This window comes from Streptomyces sp. NPDC048361, from assembly GCF_040651795.1.
Taxonomy (GTDB): domain Bacteria; phylum Actinomycetota; class Actinomycetes; order Streptomycetales; family Streptomycetaceae; genus Streptomyces.
On record NZ_JBEZKW010000047.1, the window covers coordinates 1 to 22,278 of the forward strand.

Below are 22,278 nucleotides of genomic sequence, written 5' to 3' on the forward strand. Positions count from 1 at the left end.
CCTATATCTCCACTGCGCCCCCCCCACTGTTCCCCTCCCCGCCGATCTCCCTATCTGTGCCTGCGTTCGGGGGGGGGCCGGGTTCTCCGCGGGGGCGGGGCGCCCCACTGCCCCCCCCGCCCCGTTTTTCTGTGTACGAGTTGTTCCCGCTGTACGTGTTGTCCCTTGCGACGTGTTGTTCCTGCTGACGAGTTGTTCCCGCTGTACGTGACCGAGGAGACGCAGCCCCCATGACGACGACCGACACCGCGAACGCGCCCTGGCTGATCGTGGGCCTGGGCAATCCTGGTCCCGAGTACGCGGCGAACCGGCACAACGTCGGGTTCATGGCCGTGGACCTGCTCGCGGAGCGCATGGGCGGCAAGTTCAAGGCACACAAGGCGCGGGCGCAGGTCGTGGAGGGGCGGATCGGTCCGCCGGGGCCGCTGAACCGCCGGGTCGTGCTGGCGAAGCCGCTGTCGTACATGAACCTGTCGGGCGGGCCGGTGACGGCGCTGCGTGACTTCTACAAGGTGCCGGTCGCCAACATCGTTGCGATTCATGACGAGTTGGACATCGATTACGGGGTGCTGCGGCTGAAGCTGGGTGGCGGGGACAACGGTCACAACGGTCTGAAGTCGATCACGAAGTCGCTGGGTGCGGACTATCACCGGGTGCGGTTCGGGATCGGGCGGCCGCCGGGGCGGATGCAGGTGGCGGACTTCGTCCTGAAGGACTTCTCCTCCACGGAGCGCAAGGAGTTGAGTTACTTCGTGGACCGGGCGGCGGACGCGGCCGAGGCGCTGGTGATCGAGGGGCTTGAGCGGGCCCAGTCGACGTACAACTCCTGACAAGGCTCGCTTTGCGGGGGGAACCGCCGCCCCGGGTTTGACCGTTCGCGGTCATGGGCGTCAGGATCGCGCCCCATGACGAAGCGGAGCCGTACCTTCCTGATGTTCGTGCGGCGGGCAGCGTCGGCCCTGGTCGCCGCGGTGCTCGTGGTCGCCGGGTTCTGGTCGTCGTGGGGCACGGCCCAGCACGTGGTCCTCGCGAAGGGCCGCGATCACGGGACGCTCACGGTGGCGAGCTGTGCGCACGATGTCTGCACGGGGCCCTTCTCGCCCGTGGGCGATTCCGCGGCGCACGCGCGGGTGACGATTCCCGAGTCGGTGGCGGCGGAGCGGGGCGATCACCTGCCGGTGGTGCTGAAGCCCGGCACGACCCAGGCGGTACGCACCGGCCTGGCTGGCTTCCTGTACGCCTGGCTCCCCCTGGCGGGGGCGCTCCTCCTGGCCTCCCTGCTGGTGGCCGGGGGTCTGCGGATGCCGCGGACGGCGTGGGCGGTGGGCCTGCTGGGCGCGGCGACCATGGCCTGGACCTTCATCGCCCTGTAGCCCCGCGCCTCTGCGATTCAGGGAGCCCGGCATGGGCATCCTCAGCCCGTCATGAGGGCCCCCCTTGGCCCTTGAGGCCTTGGGGGAGATTGAGGACGAGCGCCGTTCGGGCGCGAACGGGGTCTGGGGCGGAGCCCCTGCAACCCCGCCTTCGTCTGCGGACCGTGCCCGCGTCTTGCGCAGTTCCCCGCGCCCCTGTAGGGCACCCGGCACGGCGCCGGGCGGGGTGTGGGGCGGAGCCCCCGGGGGCTCCGCCCTGGTGGGTCAGCCGGTGTTGCGCAGGCCCGCCGCCACCCCGTTCACCGTGAGGAGCAGCGCACGCGACAGCAACGGGTCAGGGGCTTCGCCCCGGTCCGCCGCGGAGCGCTGGCGCGCGAGCAGCGCGACCTGGAGGTAGGAGATCGGGTCCAGGTACGCGTCCCGGATCGCGAAGGTCTGCTGGAGCACGGGGTGCGTCCCGAGCAGCTCCGTACCGCCGGTGATCCGCAGCACCTCCCGCACCGTCAGCTCATGCTCCGCCTCGATCGTCGTGAAGACGTGCTTCAGCTCGTCCGGCACGAGCGTGTCGACGTAGTGCCGGGCGATCCGCAGGTCCGTCTTCGCGAGCGTCATCTCCACGTTGGAGAGGAAGTTGCGGAAGAAGTGCCAGCGCTCGCTCATCTCGCCGAGCACCTCGTCGAGGCCGGCCTCGCGCAGCGCCTTGAGCCCGGAGCCGACGCCGAACCAGCCGGGCACGATCTGCCGGGACTGGGTCCAGCCGAACACCCACGGGATGGCGCGCAGCCCGTCGAGGCCGGCGCCGGAGTCGGGCCGGCGCGAGGGTCGTGAGCCGAGGTGCAGCTCGGCGAGCTGGTCGACGGGGGTGGAGGCGAAGAAGTACGCCGGGAGGTCCGGGTCCTCCACCAGGCGCCGGTAGGCGGAGTGCGCCGCGTCGGAGACCGTGTCCATCGCCGCGTCCCAGCGCGCGAGCGCCTCGTCGGACTGGCGGGGCGCGGTGTGCAGGGCGGAGGCCTGGAGCGTGGCCGCGACGGTCAGCTCCAGGTTCTCCCTGGCCAGGGACGGGATGAGGTACTTGTCGGAGATGACCTCGCCCTGTTCGGTGACCTTGATCTCGCCTTCGAGGGTGCCCCAGGGCTGGGCGAGGATCGCGTCGTGCGAGGGGCCGCCGCCGCGGCCGACGGTGCCGCCGCGGCCGTGGAAGAGCCGCAGCCGTACGCCGTAGCGGTGGGCGACGTCGCGGAGCCGGCGCTGGGCGCGGTGGATCTCCCACTGGGAGGTGGTGATGCCTCCGAACTTGGAGGAGTCGGAGTAGCCGAGCATGACCTCCTGGACGTCGCCGCGCAGCGAGACGAGCCGCCGGTAGGAGGGGTCGGCGAGCATCTCGTCGAGGATGACGTCGGCGGCGCGCAGCTCGTCGGTGGTCTCCAGGAGCGGCACGATGCCGATCTTGGCCCAGCCGCCGTGCAGGTCGATGAGGCCGGCTTCGCGGGCGAGGACGGCGGCGGCGAACACGTCGTCGGCGCCCTGGCACATCGAGATGATGTACGACTCGATGACCTCGGGGCCGAACCGCTCGAAGGCTTCCTTGATGGTGCCGAAGACGCCGAGGGTCTTCTCGCCGGCCGCGTCCAGGGGCGCGGGGGTGGGGGCGAGCGGCCGGCGTGAGCGGAGTTCCTTGGCGAGGAGCTTCTGCCGGTAGTCGCGCGGCATGTCGGCGTAGCGCCAGGATTCCTCGCCGAGCCGGTCGAAGAGCTGGCCGAGCGCGTGGTGGTGGGCGTCGGCGTGTTCGCGTACGTCCATGGTGGCGAGCTGGAGGCCGAACGCCGCGAGGGTGCGGATGGTGCGGTCCATGCGGCCGTCGGCGAACAGGGCTCCGCGGTGGTCGCGCAGGGAGGTCTGGATGAGAGTGAGGTCGGCGAGCAGTTCGGCGGTGCCGAGGTAGTCGCGGCCGGGCTGGTGCGGGGTGCCCTTGGCGAGCCGGTCCTTGGTGTGGACGAGCTTCTGCCGGATGGCGGTGGCCTTGAGCCGGTAGGGCTCTTCGGCGTTGAGGCGCTTGTAGCGGGGGCTGATCTCGGGGAGCGCTTCGAGGTCGGCCTGGAGGGAGGTGAGGAGTTCCTCGGTGGCGCCGGCGTAGCGGATGGAATTGGAGAGCAGTCCGCGCAGGAAGTCGATCATTTCGAGCGCGTCGTTGATGCCGTGCTCGTGCTGGAGGATCAGGACGTCCCAGGTGACCTTGGGGGTCACGTTGGGATTGCCGTCGCGGTCGCCGCCGATCCAGGTGCCGAAGGTGAGCGGGCGGGTGCCGGGCGGCAGCTCGACGCCGACGCGTTCCAGTTCGGCGGCGAGGTCCTCCAGTACGTCCCCGACGGCGCCGGCGTGCAGCTCGTCGAGGTAGTAGATGGCGTTGCGGGCCTCGTCGGCGGGTTCGGGGCGTACGACGCGCAGCTCGTCGGTCTGCCAGACCAGGTCGATGTTCTCGGCCAGGCGCAGATCGTGGCGGCGCCGGTCGGACTCGGCGACGGGGGTTTCGAGGAGCTCGGCGATGCGGCGCAGCTTGTTGAGGACGGAGCGGCGGGCGGCCTCGGTGGGGTGGGCGGTGAAGACCGGCCGCACGTTGAGGTTCTTGACGCTCTGGCGGACGTGCTCGGGGTCGCCGTCCTTCAGCATGTCCGCGGTGCGGGCGAGGAGGCTGCCCTCGGCGGCGCGGTGGGCGCGCAGTTCGCGGCCGCGGTGGACCTGTTCGGCCACGTTGGCGAGGTGGAAGTAGGTGGAGAAGGCGCGCACCAGCTTGGCGGCGGTCTCCACTTCGGTGCCGCCGAGGAGGTCGGCGGCGGCCTCGCCGTCGCTCCGGGTCAGCGCGCGGACCCGCTCGACGAGCTCCAGGAGCTCGGGGCCCTCCTGTCGGACGAGGGTCTCGCCCAGGAGGTCACCCAGTCGGCGGATGTCGGCGCGCAGCTCGTTGCTGGCGGCGGGGGTCTGGTCGGCACTGCTCACAGGTGCGGCTCCTTGCAGTGTTTGAGCACGTCTGGAGGGGTACTGGAGGCTGCGGACCGCGCTGTCCGACGCCCTTCAGGATAGGTGCCCGTCACGCCCCGCCGTCCACGGGGCTCTTGTCCCGGGCGACGGCACTGCCATACTTACGTTGCCGTAGGTTACGCACCCGTAGCCAGGCGAATCCGCTCGTTTTCCTCACCCTGCCGGGGGTACTCCCCAATGACCACCACTCCCGATCTGCTCAAGTCGCCGGACGGATCTCCCCCTCCGTCGGCCACGCTGGGCGGCGAGAACAAACGCTCCGTCGAACAGATCGCCCTGCTGCTCTTCATCACGGTGCCCTTCGTGGCCCTGGTCGCGGCGGTGCCGCTGGCCTGGGGCTGGGGCGTCAGCTGGCTCGATGTCGGCCTCCTCGTCTTCATGTACTACCTGGGCTGTCACGGCATCACGATCGGCTTCCACCGCTATTTCACGCACGGTTCGTTCAAGGCGAAGCGGCCGCTGCGGATCGCGATCGCGATCGCGGGCTCCATGGCCGTCGAGGGGCCGCTGGTGCGCTGGGTCGCCGACCACCGCAGGCACCACAAGTTCTCGGACGCCGAGGGTGATCCGCATTCACCGTGGCGTTTCGGCGAGACGCTGCCGGCCCTGATGAAGGGCTTGTGGTGGGCGCACATCGCGTGGATGTTCGACGAGGAGCAGACGTCGCAGGAGAAGTACGCGCCGGATCTCCTCGCCGACCCGGCGATCCGCCGTATCTCGCGCGATTTCGTGTACTGGACGATCCTGTCGCTCGCGATCCCGCCGCTGGTGGGAGGTTTGGTGACGATGTCGTGGTGGGGCGCGTTCACGGCGTTCTTCTGGGGCTCCCTGGTGCGGGTCGCGCTGCTGCACCATGTGACGTGGTCGATCAACTCGATCTGTCACGCGGTGGGCAGGCGTCCCTTCAAGTCGCGGGACCGCAGCGGCAACGTGTGGTGGCTCGCGGTCCTGTCCTGCGGTGAGTCGTGGCACAACCTGCACCACGCGGACCCGACATCGGCCCGGCACGGGGTGATGCGCGGGCAGCTCGACTCCAGTGCCCGGATCATCCGCTGGTGCGAGCAGCTGGGTCTGGCGTACGACGTGCGCTGGCCGAGCGCGGCCCGGATCGACTCCAAGCGGAATGAGGGCGGCCGGTCCCGGCGCAAGGAGAAGGCCGCCGAGGCGGCATGATGGACGACGTGGCGACCGACTCCAGCACCACCCGTACCACCAGCACCACTGGTTCCACCGGCGGCTCGGCAAGGGCCGCCAGGCGCGGCTCGGCCGGGGCCGCCGGCTCCGCCGAGGAGCCACGGCGCACCCGCAGGACCCGGATGACCGGGGCCGAGCGCCGCGAGCAATTGCTGGACATCGGTCGCACGCTCTTCGCCGAGAAGGGCTTCGAGGGCACTTCGGTCGAGGAGATCGCGGCGAAGGCCGGGGTCTCCAAGCCGGTGGTGTACGAGCACTTCGGCGGCAAGGAGGGTTTGTACGCGGTCGTCGTGGACCGGGAGATGCGGTCGCTGCTCGACGGCGTGACGGGCGCGCTGACCGCCGGCCATCCGCGGGAGCTGCTTGAGCAGGCGGCATTCGCGCTGCTCGACTACATCGAGACGTATACGGACGGTTTCCGCATTCTGGTGCGCGACTCCCCCGTGGCCCAGTCGACCGGGACCTTCGCTTCGCTGATCTCCGACATCGCCACCCAGGTCGAGGACATTTTGGGTCTGGAGTTCAAGGCCCGTGGATTCGACGCGAAACTGGCGCCACTGTACGCGCAGGCGCTGGTCGGCATGGTCGCGCTGACCGGTCAGTGGTGGCTGGATGTGCGCAAGCCCAAGAAAGCGGAAGTCGCCGCTCACCTGGTCAATCTGGCGTGGCACGGTTTGGACGGTCTTGAACCGAAACCGCGTCTCATAGGCCATCGCAAAAGCTGATTCGTTACCTCGCCGTTTCCTCTTCGATCCCTCTCCGGACGAGACCGTTCAACGCCGGCATCAATTTTCACTTCAGCTGCACAAGAATCGGCTGTAGTCTTCACTCACAATCCCGGGGGGGATTCTCGCCATTCCTCGCGCGCCCTCACCCATGACTGCGTACGGAACGCCGTACACACCGTCGGGGTGCATGTGCCGCGCTCCTTGCAGCGCGCCCACGCGACGACGCAAACGCAGCGACTTGATTCTCCCCGGGTCTACCTGCTTATTCCCATGGGGGGAATTTTGTCCTCTGTGCGCACCAAGCGCGCGAGCCGCCTCGCGGCCTGCACTGCCATCGTTCTGTCGGCGGGCATGCTGCTCGCCGGCCCGGCCTCGGCCGACACCAACCCGGGCGCCCGCACGGCCCCGTCGAAGGCGCCGAGGGTTGCGGCCAACCCGACGGCCAGCCTGCCGCACACCAAGGCCCCGCTCAAGGCGCCGAACAAGGCGAAGCAGCGCTCCCTCGCGGCCGGTGCGGCCGCGGCGACCGGCGTGGCGAAGCCGCGCTTCGACGTCAACGGTGACGGGTTCACCGACACGCTGCAGCGGGACGTCAACAACAAGCTGTACCTGGAGACCTGGGACGGCCGGCCCAACGCCGAGTTCACCAACTACCTCGGCGCCTACAAGGACCTGATCCTGCCGGGCGACCTGGGCGGCGGCGCGGCACCCGAGGCGCTCGAACTGTCTCCGAACGGTGTCCTGTCCCTGCACCCGGACGTCGACACCGGCGGCATCTACACGAGCCCCGTCTGGTCCGGCACCGGCTGGAACATGTTCAACAAGGTCGTCTCGGTCGGCGACGTCACCGGTGACGGCCACAACGACCTGATGGCCCGCACGCCCAGTGGCGACCTCTACCTGTACGCCGGCACGGGCAACCTGAGCGCGCCGTTCGCCGCGGGCAGGAAGGTCGGCAGCAGCTGGAACATGTTCGACCAGATCGTCGGCGCCAACGACGTGAACGGCGACGGCATCGGCGATGTCTACGGCCGCACGCCCAACGGCGACCTGTACTTCTACGCGGGCACCGGCAACGCCGCGGATCCGCTGAAGGGCGGGGTGAAGGCCGGCTTCGGCTGGAACGGCTACAACCAGATCATCGCCGTCGACGACCAGGACGGCGACGGCCGCGGCGATCTGGTCGGCCGCGACCTGTCGGGCAGCATCTGGTTCTACTCCGCCAACGCCGACGGCACCCTCAAGCCCCGCGTCCAGCTCGGCAACGGCTGGTCCACCGTCCAGTTCTTCCCGTCCGGCGGCAACCCCGCCTACGGCAAGCAGGATCTGTTCGGCCTCGACGGCTCCGGCACTCTCAACTACTACTGGGGCCAGGGCGACGGCTACCTGTCGAAGGTCGTCCCCGGTGAGGCCGGCGGCTGGAACGGTGCGCACTACATCGCCGCCCCGTCCTCGCTCAATGCCGCCGACCGCTGGGCCGGCCTCCTGGAAGTCGGCTCCGACGGACAGCTCTACGTCAACGGCAACCAGCTCGGCGGCGGCTGGAACATCTACAACACCGTGATCGGTGTGGGCGACCTCACCGGTGAGGGCAACGGCGACCTGCTCGCCCGCCAGGGCAGCAACGGCCACCTGTACCTGTACCCGGGCAACGGCCAGGCCACCGGCGTCTACTCGCGCGTCGACGTCGGCGCCGGCTGGAACGCGTACGACAAGCTCTTCGGCGCCGGTGACATCAACGGCGACGGCCTGGCGGACCTGCTGGCCCGTACGCCCGACGGCACCCTCTACCTGTACGCGGGCACCGGCAACGCCAAGGCCCCCTTCCAGGGCCGGGTCAAGATCGGCACGGGCTGGAACGCGTACAGCGCGAAGATGATCGCCGCCCCCGGCGACCTGACCGGCGACGGCCGTTCCGACCTCGTCGCGGTGGACGGTTCGGGCAACCTGTGGCGCTACGACGCCAACGGCACCGGCGGCTTCAACAGCCGGGTGAAGATCGGCTACGGCTGGAACACCTACAAGAACGGCATCTACTAGGCCGGCCCCAGCGGTACCGGCGCCCTGCCCCCTCCTCGTGAGGGGGCAGGGCGCTCCCCGTTTCAGGCCTGCGCCGACGGCAGCGGCCGGGGCAGCGGCGCCAGGAATTCCAGGCGGTTGCCGACCGGGTCCTCGGAGTAGAACCGCCGGTGGCCCGGCAGGTTCCCGTCCCACACGACCGGGGCGCCGCGCTCTTCCAGCCGGCGGGCGTACGCCTCGATCGAGGTGACGCGAAGACCGGGGTGGGCCTTCTTCGCGGGCCTGAAGTCGTCCTCGACGCCGAGGTGGAGCTGGACGCTCCCGTACTGGAACCAGCAGCCGCCGCGGGCCGCGAGCGGCGGCGGCTTGGGAATCTCGGTCATCCCGAGGACGTCCTCGTAGTACGCCCTCAGCAGTGGCTCGCTGCCCGGCGGGGCGGCGAGTTGGACGTGGTCGACAGCGGCGAGCATCGCCGGGGCCTCCTCTTCTGCCCGGCCTACTTCTTCCGGGCCACGGCGAAGATGCGGCGGAAGGGGAAGACCGTGCCGTGCGGGCCCGGCGGGTAGGCCTCGCGGAGCCGGTCGCGGTATTCGGTGAGCAGGGCGTCAATGGCCTGCTGGTCCCCGTCGAGGGCGGTGAGCACGGGGCGCAGGGCGGTGCCCTTCACCCAGTCGAGGACGGGGTCCTGGCCGGTGAGCAGCTGGCAGTAGACGGTTTCCCAGGCGTCGGTCTCGCAGCCGAGATCGGCGAGCTTGGTGAGGTAGTCGGCGGGTTCGAGGATATGGACGTAGCGCCGGCCGTGGTCGTCGAGGCGGCTGCGCCAGCGCGGGGAGTCGCAGAGCTCGGCGAGGATGGCGTGGCTGGGCGAGGTGAAGTTTCCCGGGACCTGGAAGGCGAAGGTGCCGCCGGGGGCGAGGCCGTCGATCCAGGCGGGGAAGGAATCGGGGTGGTTGGGCACCCATTGCAGGGCCGCGTTGGAGACGATCAGGTCGTACGGTTCGCCGGGCACCCAGTGCGCGGCGTCGGCGACCTGGAAGTCGAGCCACCCGCCGCCCGGGGTGGTGCCGGCGTAGTCCTTGTCGGCCTGGGCGAGCATCTGCGGGGAGAGGTCGAATCCGGTGATGCGGGCGTCGGGCCAGCGGTCGGCGAGGCGGATGGTGACATTGCCGGGGCCGCAGCCGAGGTCGGCTATCCGGGGCGTCAGGCCCCCGGCCGAGGGCAGGTCGGGTATGCGGGCGAGCAGGTCGAGGAACGGGCGGGTGCGGTGGCCGGCGTGGCGCAGATACTGCTGCGGGTCCCAGACCGGCGGCGCGGGCGGTGTGGTCGACGATGAATCGGAATACATGTTCGAGCCCCCTTGCAGGTACGGCTGAGCGAAGCGGAACGGCTTCCCGGCCCCTCCATGCCCAAGGGTGGCTCGATATATATCTTGACGTCAAGAGACTTCACGTCGAGGGACCCTTTACACTGATCGACATGGAGGACGAGGTCGACCGACTGGTCGCAGCATGGCGCCGAGAGCGCCCGGACCTCGACGTGGAACCGCTTGAGGTCCTCAGCCGGGTCAGCAGGCTGGCCCGCCATCTCGACCGGGCCCGCAGGCTCGCGTTCTCCGAGCACAGCCTGGAGCCCTGGGAGTTCGACGTCCTGACGTCGCTGCGGCGCGCGGGCGCCCCCTACCAGCTCTCGCCGGGCCAGCTCCTGACCCAGACCCTGGTCACCTCGGGCACCATGACCAACCGGATCGACCGGCTCGCCAAGAAGGGTCTGGTCGAGCGGCTGCCCGACCCGAGCGACCGCCGCGGCGTGCTCGTACGCCTCACGCCCGAGGGCCGCGACCGCGCCGACCAGGCGCTCGCGGGCCTCCTCGAACAGGAGCGGGCCATCCTCGGCGAGCTCAGCCGTCAGCAGCGGGGCGAACTGGCAGCGCTGCTACGCCAGTTGACCGCCCCGTTCGACAACATCCCCGGTTAGGTCGACGGGGCCGACGCCCGCCCGGCGGGCCAGGGCGACGGCGGCGAGGGTGGAGTGCACCCCGAGCTTGCCGAGCACGTTCTGCATATGGGTCCGTACGGTGTGCGGCGACAGGAACAGTCGCTCCGCGACCGCCTTGCGGCCGAGCCCCGCCACCATGCAGCGCAGCACCTCGCGCTCGCGCGGGGTGAGCGACTCGACGAGCCTTTCCGACTCGGTACGGTGCTTGCGCGCGGCCGTCAGCTCCCGCAGCACGCCCGTGAGCAGCGCGGGCGGCAGATGCGTCTCGTCGCGCAGGACGCCCCGGATCACGGCGAGCAGCCGTTGCAGCGAGCAGTCCTTGGCGACCCAGCCGCATGCCCCGGCCTGAAGGGCGAGGGCGGCGCGGCGCGGGTCGTCCTTCTCGGCGAGTACGACGGTACGCACCGCGGGCTGGCCGGAGCGCACGCCCGCGACCAGCGAGATGCCGTCCACCAGGCCGTCCGCGCCGCCGCCCTCGGGGACCACGCGGGCCACCGGCACCGTCGCCGACGCACCCAGGTCCGCGTCGACGAGCATCACGTCGAACCTGCGGCCCTCGGCGGCGCCCCGCTCCAGGCAGCGCAGCGCGGCAGGGCCGCTGCCGGCCGCGGCCACGTCCACGTCGGGCTCCGCCGCCAGGGCCGCGGCGAGCGACTCGGCGAAGATGCGATGGTCGTCCACCACGAGAACTCGGATCCGTACCAAGTGACACCCCCAGGGTCGGAGGACGGACCGGTACGGGTACGGCGCCCGGAGCCGGGATCACCACAGACGCACGGCCGCCGCCATGCACTGAGTACTACCCCACCCCGGGCGACGTACCCGACTGTCTCGCCCCCTGATCAACACCGGCCCCCACCGGTGTTGTGCATCAGCGTAGGGCCGTCGCCGGTGAGGGGAAGGCACTTTGCAGAACTGTTTGAACCCGGACGGCTACGTGGCGTACACAGATGTTTAAGGTGGGTTCCATGTTTCGTATCGAGACAGAAGTGGACAAGGGCCGTCAGCGGGAGCTCCACCGGCGGTTGCGCGACACCAACTCCGAGCGCTCCCCGGTGCTGCGGGCGATGCGGGGGACTCCTGCGGAGAAGGAAGTGCCGCTTCAGATCTGGGGGTTGACCGAGACGGGGCTGGTGGCCGGGGGGCTGGTGGGGCGCACCTGGGCGGGGTGGCTCCATGTGGACCTGCTGTGGGTCGACGCGGGGTTGCGGGCGGCGGGGCTGGGCAGCCAACTCCTCTCTTCTGCGGAGGAGTTGGCGCGCTCCGAGCGGGGTTGTGTGTTCTCCCGGGTGGAGACGTGGGACTTTCAGGCGCCGGAGTTCTACCGCAAACGGGGGTACGAGGTCGTGGCGGCGATCCCCGACTACCCCCCGGGCGTAACCGAATACACCCTGACCAAGCCCCTCCCCTGACCCCTGGGGCTCCGCCCCGGACCCCCGTTCGCGCCTTGAGGCGCTCGTCCTCAATCTCCCCCAAGGCCTCAAGGGCCAGGGAGGGCCCCCATGACGGGCTGAGGATGCTTGAGATCGGCACCCCGCCAAGGTCAGCCAACCTAGGGGCGCGGGGAACTGCCCGAGACGCGAGCACGGTCCGCAGACGAAAACGGGGTCGGGGGCCGCGCCCCCACAAGGCCCGGGATCGAGGGGCCGCGCCCTCAGAGCAAGCGGTGTGCCCCCAGGGACGGGGTCGCTTCGAAGAGGCGGGGTGGGGTCAGGGACGCCGAGGCGAACGCGGAGTTCAGCGCGGCCGAAACCCCCTCGACCCCCGCCTCCTCCACGAGGACGATCGCCGAGCCCCCGAACCCCCCACCCGTCATCCGCGCCCCCAACGCCCCCGCCGACACCGCCGTCTCCACCACCAGATCCAGCTCCGCGCAGGACACCCGCAGATCATCCCGGAGGGAGACGTGGCCCTCGGTGAGGACCGGGCCCACCTCCCGGACGGAGCCCGCCGCGAGCAGCTCCGCGACCCGCGCGACCCGTTCGTTGTCGCTCACCACATGCCGTACATAGCCCCGCACCGCCGGCGAGGACAGCGCGGGCAGCGCGTCGGGCAGTCGCGCGTAGGGGAGTTCGCGCAGGGTCCGTACACCCAGCTCCCGCGCGCCCCGCTCACAGCCGGCGCGCCGCTCGGCGTACGCGCCGTCGCCCAGCGCGTGCTGCACCCGGGTGTCGACGACGAGGAGCCGCAGCCCGTGCGCGGGCAGATCGAAGGGGATGTGACGCCGGGTCAGGTCGCGGGCGTCCAGGTGCAGGACGTGCCCCGCCGTGCAGCACGCCGACGCCGTCTGGTCCATGATCCCGCAGGGCACCCCCACGAAGGCGTTCTCCGCCCGCTGCGCCACGGACGCCAACTCCGCCATGGAGAGGGGGGGTTCGAGCAGGTCGCGCAGTGCGAGCGCCGTCACGACCTCAAGGGCGGCCGACGACGACAGGCCCGCGCCCGTCGGCACGGTGGAGGTGAGGTGGACGTCCGCCCCCTTCACGTCGTGGCCCGCCTCGCGCAGCGCCCACACCACGCCCGCCGGGTACGCCGCCCAGCCCGCCCCCGACCGCGGCTGAAGTTCGTCGGTGCGCAGCTCCACGACGGGGCCTTCGATGTCCGCCGAGTGGAGCCGGAGCACACCGTCGGTGCGCAGGGCGACCGCCGCGACCGCCGTGTGCGGCAGCGCGAGCGGCATGACGAAGCCCTCGTTGAAGTCGGTGTACTCGCCGATGAGGTTGACCCGGCCGGGCGCCGCCCACACCCCGTCCGGCTCATATCCGTACAACTCGCGGAAGGCGGCGGCCACTTCACTCATCGCGGGCTCCCTGAACGCCGCGTGCGAACACCCAGGCGTCTTCGACGATCCCCGCGAGATCGGCGCGGGTGGGCCGCCAGCCGAGGCGGTCGTGGGCGCGCAGTGCGGAGGCGACCAGGACCGCCGGGTCGCCGCCGCGCCGGCCGGCGACGACCTCGGGGATCTCGTGGCCGGTGACCTTGCGGACGGTTTCGATGACCTCGCGGACGGAGAACCCGTTGCCGTTGCCCAGGTTGCAGACCAGATGCTCACCGGGTGTCGCCGCGTCGAGGGCGAGCAGGTGCGCCTCGGCGAGGTCCGCCACGTGGATGTAGTCGCGGACACAGGTGCCGTCGGGGGTGGGGTAGTCGTCGCCGTAGAGGGAGATGAACTCGCGCTCGGCCAGGGCCACTTGGAGGACGAGCGGGATGAGGTGGGATTCCGGCGCGTGGCGTTCGCCGCACGTGCCGTACGCGCCGGCCACGTTGAAGTAGCGCAGCGACACCGCCGCGAGGCCGTGCGCGGCGCACTCCCCGGCGATCATGTGGTCGACGGCGAGCTTGGAGGCGCCGTACGGACTGGTCGGGGCGGTCGGCGCGGTCTCGGTGATGGGGACGGAGGCGGGTTCGCCGTAGGTGGCCGCCGTGGAGGAGAAGACGAGGCGGCGCACGTCCGCGTCCCGCATCGCCGCGAGCAGCGCCATCGTGCCGCCGACGTTGTTGGCCCAGTACTTCTCGGGGACCGCGACCGACTCGCCGACCTGCGAGAACGCCGCGAAGTGCAGCACCGCGTCGAAGGAGGCGTCGAGCCACTGGGCCGCGTCCTGGATGCGGCCCTCGATGAAGGAGGCGCCGGCCGGGACGGCTGTGCGGAAGCCGGTGGAGAGGTCGTCGAGGACGGTCACGTCGTGGCCGGCCTCGACGAGGTGGGCCGCCACCACGCTGCCCACATACCCCGCGCCGCCCGTCACCAGGTACTTGCTCACGTGCTTGCCACCTCTCGCAGTCGCTCGGCCGCGGTCTCCGGCGGCACATCGTTGATGAACACGTTCATGCCGGATTCGGAACCGGCGAGGTACTTCAGCTTGCCGGAAGTACGTCGGATGGTGAAAAGCTCCAGATGGAGCCCGAACTCCTCGCGGTCGGCGGCCCCCTCGCCGTGGAACGGCGCCTGGTGCCAGGCGGAGATGTAGGGGGTGGGCGGCTCGTCGGGGCCGAAGATCCGGTCGAAGCGCCTCAAGAGTTCCAGGTAGATCTGTGGGAACTCTGTGCGCGCGCCGTCGTCGAGGGCGCGCAGATCGGGGACGCGCCGCTTGGGGTGGAGATGGACCTCGTAGGGCCAGTGCGCGGCGTACGGCACGAACGCCACCCAGTGTTCGCCCTCCAGAACCACCCGTTCGCCGTCGGCGAGCTCGCGCCGGACCACGTCGTCGAAGAGGTTGCCGCCGGTGCGCTCGCGGTGTTCGGCGAGCGAGCGGAGCATGAGGGCGGTGCGGGGGGTGGTGAAGGGGTAGCCGTAGATCTGGCCGTGCGGGTGGCCGAGGGTGACGCCGATCTCGGCGCCGCGGTTCTCGAAGCAGAACACCTGCTCCACCTGCGGGAGTTCGGCGAGGTCGGCGGTGCGGTCGGTCCAGGCCTCAAGGACGAGGGCGGCCTGTTCTTCGGTGAGGTCGGCGAAGGAGGCGTTGTGGTCGGGGGTGAAGCAGACGACCTCGCAGCGGCCGGAGTCGCCGGCGAGGGAGGGGAAGCGGTTCTCGAAGACGACGACGTCGTAGTCGGCGGCCGGGATCTCGCTGTCGCGGCCCGCGCGCGAGGGGCAGAGCGGGCAGGCGTCGGCGGGCGGCAGATAGGTGCGGCCCTGGCGGTGCGAGGCGACGACCACGGTGTCGCCGAGCAGCGGGTCGCGGCGCAGTTCGGACGCGGTGGACACCGGGTCGAGCGGGCGGCGGTCCGTCTCGTCCCGTACGAGGTCGTCCCGCGCGTCGTAGTAGAGCAGCTCACGACCGTCGGCGAGCCGGGTCGACGTCTTCTTCACCTAAACCTCCACCATCCAACAGAATCGCACACAACAAACCACAAGCCAACAGGCACCGTCAATGACCCCGGTCGACCCGCGCCCGGAACGGGGGCGGCGCCCGCTCGATCACAATCAAACAAACAATCTCATCAAAAGTGTTCAGTTTCTGAACACGGAGGCGTAGGTTCCCGTCCCGGATCGGTACGTCCGGATCAGCGTCCGGATCGGTAAGCGCGACGAGGCGGGTACGCATGCAATCTCTGGCCGCGGGGCTCCGGCTCCCCACCAACGGGCTCGACTACACGATTTTGGCGATCTACTTCATCGTCGTCCTGGGCATCGGCTTCGCCGCCCGCGCCAGCGTGAAGACAAGCCTCGACTTCTTCCTCTCGGGCCGCTCCCTGCCGGCCTGGGTCACCGGGCTCGCCTTCGTGGCCGCCAACCTCGGCGCCACCGAGATCCTGGGCATGTCCGCGACCAGCGCCCAGTACGGCGTGGCGGTCGTGCACTGGTACTGGATCGGCGCGATCCCGGCGATGGTCTTCCTCGGCCTGGTGATGATGCCGTTCTACTACGGCTCGAAGGTGCGCTCGGTGCCGGAGTTCCTGCTCCAGCGCTTCGACAAGTCGGCGCACCTGCTGGCGTCGGCGCTCTTCGCGTTCGCCGCGGTGCTGATCGCGGGCGTCAACCTGTACGCCCTGTCGATCGTCGTGGAGGCGCTGCTCGGCTGGCCGCAGTGGGTCGCGATCGTCGTCGCCGGTCTCTTCGTCCTCGCCTACATCACCATCGGCGGGCTCTCCTCGGCCATCTACAACGAGGTGCTCCAGTTCTTCGTGATCCTGGCCGCACTGATCCCCCTGACCATCCTCGGCCTGAAGCGCGTCGGCGGCTGGGACGGCCTGACCGGCTCGCTCAAGGCCAGCCACGGCCACAACTTCCTCTCCGCGTGGGGCGGCACCGGCATCGGCGAGCCCAACCCGCTCGGTGCGAACTGGCTGACCATCGTGCTCGGCCTCGGCTTCGTGCTCTCCTTCGGCTACTGGACCACCAACTTCGCCGAGGTGCAGCGCGCGCTCTCCGCGAAGAACCTGAGCGCGGCCCGGCGGACCCCGCTGATCGCCGCGTTCCCGAAGATGTTCATCGTGTTCCTGGTGATGATCCCGGGCCTGGTCGCGGCCGTCCTCGTGCCGAAGATCGGCACCCCGGGCTCGTCCCTCACGTACAACGACGCGATCCCGCTCCTCATGCAGGACCTGCTGCCCAACGGTGTGCTCGGCATCGCGGTGACCGGTCTGCTCGCGGCGTTCATGGCGGGCATGGCGGCGAACGTGTCGTCGTTCAACACGGTGTTCACGTACGACATCTGGGCCAAGTACGTGAAGACGGACAAGCCGGATGCCTACTACCTGCGGTTCGGCCGCCTGATCACGGCGATAGGCGTCCTGGCCTCGATCGGCACGGCGTTCATCGCCTCGTCCTTCTCCAACATCATGGGCTACCTCCAGACGCTGTTCTCCTTCTTCAACGTGCCGATGTTCGTGGTCTTCGTGATCGGCATGTTCTGGAAGCGGGCGTCGGTGAAGTCGGGTGTGTGGGGACTGTTCGCGGGCACCTCGGCCGCGATGATCAACTACTTCTGGATCTACAAGCAGGGCGTGATCTCCATCCCGACCGACCAGGGCGCCAACTTCGTCTCCGCGATCGTCGGGTTCGTGGCCGGCGCGGCGGTGATGGTGGCGGTCACGCTCTTCACCGCGCCCAAGCCGGCGGCGGAGCTGGCGGGTCTGGTGTACGGGACGAAGTCCCCCGGCGTCGAGGAGCCGCCCGCCGAGGGCGACAGCGCGTGGTACCGGCGGCCGGCGCTGCTCGGCTGGGGCGCGATTGCGCTGGCCGCGCTGTGTTATGTCCCGTACTCGTTCTGACGACTTCCGACGAATTCTCCCTACTGGAGGCATCGCAATGTCTGAACTACAGCGTGAGGTATCGGAGTTGGAGCGGAAGTCGGCGTCTGCGGCGCGGCTGTTCGACATCCGTCGGATCATCGGGGGGTTGTTCACCCTGTACGGGGTGATCGTGACGGTGGCCGGGATTCTGGCCTCCGACGCGGACCTGAAGAAGGCACAGGGCATCAACATCAACCTGTGGACGGGGCTTGGGATGCTGGCCCTCGGCCTCTTCTTCCTGACCTGGCTGAAGCTGCGCCCCATGGCTCCGTCGCCCCCGCAAGACCTCTGACCACCCCGCCCCGGGCCGACCCCCCGGGGTCTGGGGCGGAGCCCCGGGGGGTGGGCCCGGGGCGGGGTTAGAGGGTCGCCCGGTCCAGGAGGCCCGTTCGGGCGGCCAGCGCGGCCGCCTCCAGGCGGGAGCCGACGCCCAGCTTCATCAGGACTCGCTGCACATGCGTGCGGGCAGTGGACGGCGCGATCCCCATCCCCGCCGCGATCAGCCGCGTGTCCTCGCCGTCGGCGACCCGCACCAACACCTCCACCTCACGCGGCGTGAGCAGCTGGAGCAGCCTCTGCCCCTCGTCGTCCGGCTGGGCCGCGGGGTTGAGGAGTTCCGCGAACGCGCCCTGCAGGAGCTGCGGCGCGACCGCCGCCTCCCCCGCCCGGGCCTTGGCAATCGCCCGCTCGACCCCCTCGATCCGCTCGTCGTGCCGCACGTACCCGGAGGCCCCCGCCGCGAACGCCGCCGCGATCCCCCGCGGACTCGGCACCGGCCCAAGGACCACCACGGCGACCTGCGGCCGCTCCCGCTTGATCCGCACGATCGGGTCGAACACCCCCGGCTCGGCGGGCGAGGCCGTGCCGAGGAGGCAGACCTCGGGTGCCCGGCTCACCACCAGCTCGGCCGCGCCGGCGACCGGAGCCGTCGCGGCGAGCACCCGGTGGCCTCGTAGTTTCAGCGCCGAGGCGAGTGCCTCGGCGAGCAGCCGGTGGTCGTCGACCACCATGAGCCGCACGCCCATCGAGCTACCCCCATCCCCGGCCCGCCCCTCTTGCCCCGGCAAGCTACACGCTTGTTCGACGTCACGCTCCGCTTACCGGCGAGAACCCCCCGGAAGACCGAATTCTCCGGCATGCGGGACCGGTTGAGGAAGTACGCGAGGCGGGAAGGGGGCACGCGCCCCCTTCCCGCCTCGCGTAGTGGAGGGCGCGCCCCCCGGCGGCTCAGCTCGTGCCGGTCGCCATGAACAGGAACTTCTTCTCGGAGTCGCTGCCCGAGTACGGCTTGCTCAGGAGCTGCGCGCCCAGGTACAGGCGCCCGTTGCCGTAGAGGATGTCGGAGTACTTCCCCGAGAACGACGACAGCGCGTCGCGCACCGAGCGGTCGTTCGGGTTCTCCAGGAGCAGCGTCGGCTTGAGGGTGCCCCCGTCGATGCTGACGACCTGGCTGCCCTTGTCGTACGGGGCTTCCTTGTATGCGATGACGTTGGTGCCGTCCATGCGCAGCGGGTACACCGTGTAGCCGTCGCCGGCGTCGGCCTTGCCGGGCACGGGCTGGCCCGTGGTCAGGTCGAAGGCGACGATCTCGTTGGTGCGGCGCAGGGAGTCGGTGGCGCCCGCGTTGTCGTGCTGCTCGGTCGGCACGTACAGCTTGCCGCCGCCGGCGACGACCATCGTGCACTTCTCGACGGAGGTGCTGTCGCAGTCGGCCGAGTACTTGTCTCCGGGCGCCGGGATGCGGGCGAGCAGCTTGCCGGTCTTGTCGTCGACGGAGAAGAAGTCGGAGATGCCGCTGCCGTCACCCGCGCTCTCGCCGACGTCGGCGGCGAGCACCAGGGGCTTGGTGGAGACGATGTGGGCGTACTGGATGCCGGGCATCATCTTGTACGTGGAGGTGGGCTGCCCGGTCTTGGGGTCGAGCGTCTGCACGTTGATGGTGGGCTTCTCGTAGTCGCCGCACTTGCGGACCGCCACGAGTGCGTCGCCGCCGCCGTAGCCGACGTCCTTGCACTGGTCGGCCGTGGTGGTGGGCTTCCACAGCTCCTTGCCGGTGTTCAGGTCCCAGGCCGCGCCGCCGTCGAGCCCGCCCGCGGCGACGGTGCCGGCGCCGACGGTGATCTCGTCGAAGCGGGTCTTGCGGTCGCCGTTGGCGCCCTTGACGTCGGCCTGCCACAGCAGTTTGCCGGTGTTCAGGTCCAGGCCCGCGGCCTCGGTGCAGGAGGCGTACTTGGAGCCGCTCTCCGTGGTCTCGAAGGCGAACGCGGTCTTGCCGTCGGCCGAGGTGTGCGTGCTGGCCTCGCAGACGTTGCCGGTCAGCGGGAGCGTCCAGAGCACGGTGCCCTTGGCGGGGTCGTAGCCGACGATCTGCTTGGGGCCGGCCTTGGCGTACACCTTGTCGGTGAGCCAGGAGCCGTGCACCGAGGTGAGGTCGGTGACCTTGGGCTGGGGGGTCTGGAAGAGCACCTTGGCCGCGGTGTTGGCGGGTGCCTTCTCCTTGCCGCCGCCCCCGGTCGCGCTGCCGCCGTCGCCCTTGGCGCCGCCGGTGTCGCCCGTCTTGGCGTCGCTCTTGCCGTCGTCCTTGCCGGTGGCGTACCAGATGCCGCCGCCGACGATGAGGGCCACCGCGACGACCGCCGCGATGATGATCATGAGCTGAGTGTTGGGCTTCTTGCCGCCGCCGCCCTGACCGCCGGGGCCGGGCGCGCCCGGCATTCCGTACTGCGGCTGCATCGGCTGGGCCGGCGGCCGGCCCGGGTAGCCGTACCCGGCCTGCATCGGCTGACCGGGCTGCATCGGCTGGCCCGGCTGCCCCGGGTAGCCGTAACCCGGCTGCTGGGGCGGGGTGTTGGGGTAGCCGTAACCCGGCTGTCCAGGCGGGGTGTTCGGGTAGCCGTACCCGGCCTGCTGCGGGGGCGTCTGCGGGTAGCCGTAGGCCGGCGGTCCCGCGGGCGGCGGGGTGCTCGGCGGTCCGGCGGGCGGCGGCGGGGTGGGCGTACCGTACCCGCCGGCCGGCGGCTGCTGGGGTGCGCCGAAGCCGGATGCCGGGGGTTCCTGGGGGGCGCCGAAGCCCTGGGGGGCGTCCTGGGGCTGCCGCGGCGGCTCGGGTGGCTGCGGGGGCTGGGGTGGCTGGCTCATGCCGGGGAGACCTCTGACTTCAAGAAGCGTGCAGGGAGGGGGAGTTGGGGCGTCACTTGCCGAAGGACAGGATCGAGCGGTCCTTCTGGGCCCCCTTGGGAGTGCTCACCCGGTTGTTCATGAGGAAGAACCGTCCATTCGCCCACGCGGCCACCGGGTCGAAGAGGGTGTGTTCCACCATGGCGGCCGACGACGGGCTTTGCAGAATGATCTGCGGGGTGCCGCCGGTCGGCGGCAGCGACGCGACCGCGCCCGCCTCCTCGACACCGGGCTCCACATAGGCGATGACCTTGCCGTTCTCGACGGCGAGCGGCTCCATGATGCGGCCCTTGGGCGCGGAGGCGTGCCACTTCTCGTCACCGGTGTTGAGGTCGATGGCGATGATCTCGTTGGTGTCGCCGACCCCGAGGTCGGGGCTGTCCGTGCCCTTGGTGGGCAGGTAGAGGGTGTTGGCGTCGGCGGCCGTGCCCCAGCAGTTCTGGAGCGCGCTTCCGAGCCCCAAACCGGGGCAGTTCGCGGTGAACTGCGCCTTGGACTTGACCGCGGAGCGGAGCTTGCCGTCGGCGGTGTAGGTCGAGATGTTCCAGACCTTCTTGTCCTTGTTGGTCGCGTACACGACCAACGGGTCCACCGAGTAGACCCGGTTGATCGTCCAGCCCTTGTCGTACTGGAAGCCCCACTTGGGCTTGCCCGTGGCCGGGTCGAGTTCCTGGAGCATCTGCGACTCGGGCGCGTCCAGGTCGTCGTTGTTCGGGTCCCTGCACGTGCTGACGGCGATCAGCTTGGGGCCGCCGGCGAAGGAGGCGGCACGGCAGGTGCCCGACTTCGGTGTGCCGTAGAGCTTCTTGCCGTCGGTCAGGGAGAAGCCGCTCGCGCCGGTGCCGAAGTCACGCGCCACGGCGACGCTGTTACCGGTGATCGCCATGACGAGGGTGGACGCGGAGTCGAAGAGGTTCTCCTGCGGTATCTGCGTCTTCCAGCCGAGCTTCCCGGCGGCGAGGTCGACCATCTGGAGCTGGTTGCACTTGGCGTTCTCGGTGTTGTTCTCCATGACACCGAGGACCATCTTCCCGTCCGCGGACGGTTTCGGCGGCGCTCCGCACAGCGGGGTGTCCAGGGGCACCGACCACTTCTGCTTGCCGTCGGCCACCGCGTACGCGACGACCTCCTTGTACATGGCCTTGACGACGGTGTCGCCCACGACCCAGGGGCCGTACTGAGTGGCACCGTACTGGGTCAGCGGCGTCTCGTTCTCGTGCATCCAGACCCGCGCGTCACCGGCCTTGGCCGCGGAGTTGACGTCGTCGCTGCCGCCGCTGCGCCCGTCACCCTTGCCGTTGCCCTGGTCGACCGAGGGCGAGCCGCTCGGCGCCGCGCTGTGGCTCGTGTCGGCGAGGGGCTTCTTGTCGTCACCGCCGCCGCTCGTCGCGAGGTACACGCCGCCGCCGATGACGAGGAGTCCCGCGACCGCCGCGGCCACGATCATCGCCGGTTTGCCCTTGAACGGGTTCTTGCCACCGCCCTGCGGCGGCATCGGCGCGCCCGGGTACTGCGGCTGGCCCGGGTAGCCGTAACCGCCCTGCTGGGGCTGGGCATAGGGGTTTCCCTGCGCGCCCGGTGCCGTCTGCGGGTAGCCGTAGCCCGGCTGGCCCGGGGCCGCCTGCGGATAGCCGTAACCGGGCTGGCCCGGGGCCGCCTGCGGGTAGCCGTAACCGGGCTGCGCCGGAGGCGTCTGCGCGGAGCCGTAGCCGGGCCCCGGCGCGGTCGGCGGGGCCGGCGGCATGTGCGGCGGCTGCGCGGGCGGCGCGGCCGGCATCCGCGGCGGCTGGGGCGGCGGTCCCTGAGGCTGGGCAGGGGGCCCCTGAGGCTTGTCCTGCGGTGCCCCGAAGCCCCCCTGCGGTGGCTGGTAATTGGGCGGCTGGGTCACAGCGAGATACCCCCGAATTTGCGTCTTTGCGTCTTTACGTCAGTCGAACGGAGCTACTTTCTATCACCCGAAGTCGCACGGACCACGGGCCGGTCCACCCCTGTTCCCAAGGGAGAACCGGCCCGTGATA

At 70.4% G+C, this 22,278-nt stretch carries 19 protein-coding genes; 9 read left to right on the plus strand and 10 right to left on the minus strand.

Going from position 1 to position 22,278, the window contains the following annotated elements:
* Window positions 1-230: 230 nt before the first annotated feature.
* A complete protein-coding gene (gene pth, locus AB0D31_RS24730; protein ID WP_362727016.1) occupies window positions 231-830 on the plus strand; it encodes an aminoacyl-tRNA hydrolase in 600 nt (199 codons plus the stop codon).
* A gap of 75 nt (window positions 831-905) precedes the next feature.
* A complete protein-coding gene (locus AB0D31_RS24735) occupies window positions 906-1,373 on the plus strand; it encodes a hypothetical protein (RefSeq protein WP_362727019.1) in 468 nt (155 codons plus the stop codon).
* A 264-nt stretch (window positions 1,374-1,637) separates the two neighbouring features.
* On the opposite strand, the gene ppc is transcribed toward AB0D31_RS24735, so the two are convergent.
* The gene (gene ppc / locus AB0D31_RS24740; RefSeq protein ID WP_362727022.1) at window positions 1,638-4,367 is read right to left on the minus strand and encodes a phosphoenolpyruvate carboxylase; all 2,730 of its coding nucleotides are present in this window, start codon (window positions 4,365-4,367) and stop codon (window positions 1,638-1,640) included.
* Between the two features lie 219 nt (window positions 4,368-4,586).
* On the opposite strand from ppc, the gene AB0D31_RS24745 reads away from it, so the two are divergent.
* From AB0D31_RS24745 to AB0D31_RS24755, 3 genes are all read left to right on the plus strand, one after another.
* Window positions 4,587-5,582: a fatty acid desaturase gene (locus AB0D31_RS24745; RefSeq protein ID WP_362727025.1), complete on the plus strand. Its 996-nt coding sequence runs from the start codon at window positions 4,587-4,589 to the stop codon at window positions 5,580-5,582.
* A 143-nt stretch (window positions 5,583-5,725) separates the two neighbouring features.
* On the plus strand, window positions 5,726-6,328 hold the full coding sequence (locus tag AB0D31_RS24750; protein ID WP_328315172.1) for a TetR/AcrR family transcriptional regulator: 603 nt from the start codon (window positions 5,726-5,728) through the stop codon (window positions 6,326-6,328).
* Window positions 6,329-6,622: 294 nt separating this feature from the next.
* Window positions 6,623-8,371, plus strand: a complete 1,749-nt coding sequence (locus AB0D31_RS24755; RefSeq protein ID WP_362727028.1) for an FG-GAP-like repeat-containing protein — start codon at window positions 6,623-6,625, stop codon at window positions 8,369-8,371.
* 62 nt (window positions 8,372-8,433) lie between these two features.
* Here AB0D31_RS24755 and AB0D31_RS24760 read toward each other — a convergent pair whose 3' ends face one another.
* Window positions 8,434-8,820: a VOC family protein gene (locus AB0D31_RS24760; protein WP_362727031.1), complete on the minus strand. Its 387-nt coding sequence runs from the start codon at window positions 8,818-8,820 to the stop codon at window positions 8,434-8,436.
* Between the two features lie 26 nt (window positions 8,821-8,846).
* Window positions 8,847-9,695, minus strand: a complete 849-nt coding sequence (locus AB0D31_RS24765; RefSeq protein ID WP_362727033.1) for a trans-aconitate 2-methyltransferase — start codon at window positions 9,693-9,695, stop codon at window positions 8,847-8,849.
* Window positions 9,696-9,826: 131 nt separating this feature from the next.
* On the opposite strand from AB0D31_RS24765, the gene tamR reads away from it, so the two are divergent.
* Window positions 9,827-10,324, plus strand: coding sequence for a MarR family transcriptional regulator TamR (tamR, locus tag AB0D31_RS24770; RefSeq protein ID WP_267052793.1), 498 nt, complete (start codon window positions 9,827-9,829; stop codon window positions 10,322-10,324).
* Here tamR and AB0D31_RS24775 read toward each other — a convergent pair.
* Window positions 10,283-11,050 (minus strand): response regulator transcription factor, encoded by a 768-nt coding sequence (locus tag AB0D31_RS24775; protein WP_362727036.1) that lies wholly within the window; start codon window positions 11,048-11,050, stop codon window positions 10,283-10,285. The genes tamR and AB0D31_RS24775 overlap by 42 nt on opposite strands.
* 263 nt (window positions 11,051-11,313) lie before the next feature.
* Between AB0D31_RS24775 and AB0D31_RS24780 the strand changes: the two genes are divergently transcribed.
* Window positions 11,314-11,757 carry a GNAT family N-acetyltransferase gene (locus AB0D31_RS24780; RefSeq protein ID WP_362727039.1) on the plus strand — a complete coding sequence of 148 codons (444 nt, stop codon included), beginning with the start codon at window positions 11,314-11,316 and terminating at the stop codon, window positions 11,755-11,757.
* A 242-nt stretch (window positions 11,758-11,999) separates the two neighbouring features.
* On the opposite strand, the gene galK is transcribed toward AB0D31_RS24780, so the two are convergent.
* From galK to galT, 3 genes are read right to left on the minus strand one after another with little or no spacing between them, the layout of a single operon-like run.
* On the minus strand, window positions 12,000-13,145 hold the full coding sequence (galK, locus tag AB0D31_RS24785) for a galactokinase (RefSeq protein ID WP_362727042.1): 1,146 nt from the start codon (window positions 13,143-13,145) through the stop codon (window positions 12,000-12,002).
* Window positions 13,138-14,109 carry a UDP-glucose 4-epimerase GalE gene (galE, locus tag AB0D31_RS24790; protein ID WP_362727044.1) on the minus strand — a complete coding sequence of 324 codons (972 nt, stop codon included), beginning with the start codon at window positions 14,107-14,109 and terminating at the stop codon, window positions 13,138-13,140. The genes galK and galE overlap by 8 nt, the downstream gene beginning before the upstream one ends.
* Window positions 14,106-15,158 (minus strand): galactose-1-phosphate uridylyltransferase, encoded by a 1,053-nt coding sequence (galT, locus tag AB0D31_RS24795; RefSeq protein WP_362727047.1) that lies wholly within the window; start codon window positions 15,156-15,158, stop codon window positions 14,106-14,108. The genes galE and galT overlap by 4 nt, the downstream gene beginning before the upstream one ends.
* 233 nt (window positions 15,159-15,391) lie before the next feature.
* Here galT and AB0D31_RS24800 point away from each other — a divergent pair, with 233 nt between their 5' ends.
* Window positions 15,392-17,062, plus strand: a complete 1,671-nt coding sequence (locus AB0D31_RS24800; RefSeq protein ID WP_362727049.1) for a sodium:solute symporter family protein — start codon at window positions 15,392-15,394, stop codon at window positions 17,060-17,062.
* A 37-nt stretch (window positions 17,063-17,099) separates the two neighbouring features.
* Window positions 17,100-17,375 carry a hypothetical protein gene (locus tag AB0D31_RS24805; protein WP_362727052.1) on the plus strand — a complete coding sequence of 92 codons (276 nt, stop codon included), beginning with the start codon at window positions 17,100-17,102 and terminating at the stop codon, window positions 17,373-17,375.
* 67 nt (window positions 17,376-17,442) lie between these two features.
* Here the strand turns inward: AB0D31_RS24805 and AB0D31_RS24810 are convergent, their stop codons facing one another.
* The 3 genes from AB0D31_RS24810 to AB0D31_RS24820 all read right to left on the minus strand — a co-directional run bounded on the left by AB0D31_RS24810 (window position 17,443) and on the right by AB0D31_RS24820 (window position 22,037).
* On the minus strand, window positions 17,443-18,108 hold the full coding sequence (locus tag AB0D31_RS24810) for a response regulator transcription factor (RefSeq protein WP_362727054.1): 666 nt from the start codon (window positions 18,106-18,108) through the stop codon (window positions 17,443-17,445).
* Window positions 18,109-18,310: 202 nt separating this feature from the next.
* Complete coding sequence (locus tag AB0D31_RS24815) at window positions 18,311-20,221, minus strand: PQQ-binding-like beta-propeller repeat protein (protein WP_362727057.1); 1,911 nt, start codon at window positions 20,219-20,221, stop codon at window positions 18,311-18,313.
* Between the two features lie 52 nt (window positions 20,222-20,273).
* The gene (locus tag AB0D31_RS24820) at window positions 20,274-22,037 is read right to left on the minus strand and encodes a PQQ-binding-like beta-propeller repeat protein (protein ID WP_362727060.1); all 1,764 of its coding nucleotides are present in this window, start codon (window positions 22,035-22,037) and stop codon (window positions 20,274-20,276) included.
* Window positions 22,038-22,278: the final 241 nt, after the last annotated feature.

Excerpts from the sequence above, each read along its gene's own strand:
- AB0D31_RS24760 (WP_362727031.1), bottom strand. The coding sequence starts at position 8,820 with ATGCTCGCCGCTGTCGACCACGTCCAACTCGCCGCCCCGCCGGGCAGC.
- AB0D31_RS24810 (WP_362727054.1), bottom strand. The coding sequence starts at position 18,108 with ATGGGCGTGCGGCTCATGGTGGTCGACGACCACCGGCTGCTCGCCGAG.
- AB0D31_RS24765 (WP_362727033.1), bottom strand. The coding sequence starts at position 9,695 with ATGTATTCCGATTCATCGTCGACCACACCGCCCGCGCCGCCGGTCTGG.
- tamR (WP_267052793.1), top strand. The coding sequence starts at position 9,827 with ATGGAGGACGAGGTCGACCGACTGGTCGCAGCATGGCGCCGAGAGCGC.
- AB0D31_RS24780 (WP_362727039.1), top strand. The coding sequence starts at position 11,314 with ATGTTTCGTATCGAGACAGAAGTGGACAAGGGCCGTCAGCGGGAGCTC.
- pth (WP_362727016.1), top strand. The coding sequence starts at position 231 with ATGACGACGACCGACACCGCGAACGCGCCCTGGCTGATCGTGGGCCTG.
- galK (WP_362727042.1), bottom strand. The coding sequence starts at position 13,145 with ATGAGTGAAGTGGCCGCCGCCTTCCGCGAGTTGTACGGATATGAGCCG.
- AB0D31_RS24745 (WP_362727025.1), top strand. The coding sequence starts at position 4,587 with ATGACCACCACTCCCGATCTGCTCAAGTCGCCGGACGGATCTCCCCCT.
- AB0D31_RS24800 (WP_362727049.1), top strand. The coding sequence starts at position 15,392 with ATGCAATCTCTGGCCGCGGGGCTCCGGCTCCCCACCAACGGGCTCGAC.
- AB0D31_RS24805 (WP_362727052.1), top strand. The coding sequence starts at position 17,100 with ATGTCTGAACTACAGCGTGAGGTATCGGAGTTGGAGCGGAAGTCGGCG.
- AB0D31_RS24815 (WP_362727057.1), bottom strand. The coding sequence starts at position 20,221 with ATGAGCCAGCCACCCCAGCCCCCGCAGCCACCCGAGCCGCCGCGGCAG.
- AB0D31_RS24820 (WP_362727060.1), bottom strand. The coding sequence starts at position 22,037 with ATGCCGGCCGCGCCGCCCGCGCAGCCGCCGCACATGCCGCCGGCCCCG.
- AB0D31_RS24750 (WP_328315172.1), top strand. The coding sequence starts at position 5,726 with ATGACCGGGGCCGAGCGCCGCGAGCAATTGCTGGACATCGGTCGCACG.
- AB0D31_RS24735 (WP_362727019.1), top strand. The coding sequence starts at position 906 with ATGACGAAGCGGAGCCGTACCTTCCTGATGTTCGTGCGGCGGGCAGCG.